At 34.1% G+C, this 390-nt stretch carries 1 protein-coding gene; it reads left to right on the plus strand.

The window, feature by feature from the left end:
• Positions 1–18: 18 nt before the first annotated feature.
• Positions 19–369: a helix-turn-helix domain-containing protein gene (locus ACYVRH_RS14960; protein WP_461257646.1), complete on the plus strand. Its 351-nt coding sequence runs from the start codon at positions 19–21 to the stop codon at positions 367–369.
• The last annotated feature ends 21 nt before the right edge of the window (positions 370–390 follow it).

Consider the following 390-nt stretch of genomic DNA (forward strand, 5'->3'; position numbering starts at 1 on the left):
TTACTTGATAGTTGAAAAATGAAACGATTAGGCATGATTTTTATTAAAAATTTGAAGGAATACCGTAAAAAGTGCGGTTTTACCCAAGCTCAACTGGCTGAAAAGGTCAAGGTTACGCCGCATTATATAGGTATGCTTGAAATGGGCCGTAATTTTCCCGCTACCGACCTTATAGAGCGTATTGCCAAGGTTTTCAATATAGAGATGTACGAATTGTTTGTGGAATCTCTTTCTCCATCAAAAGAGTTGGAAAAGTTACGTCAAGATATAATGCTCGAAATAAAAAAAACAATTACTGAAACCGTAATTGAAACAGTAAGAGAAGCATTTGATGAAAATATCAAACGTTGCTCTAATAAATCAAAGTGATTTTTTTGTACCTTTGTGATC

Source organism: Treponema sp. R80B11-R83G3, from assembly GCF_054786115.1.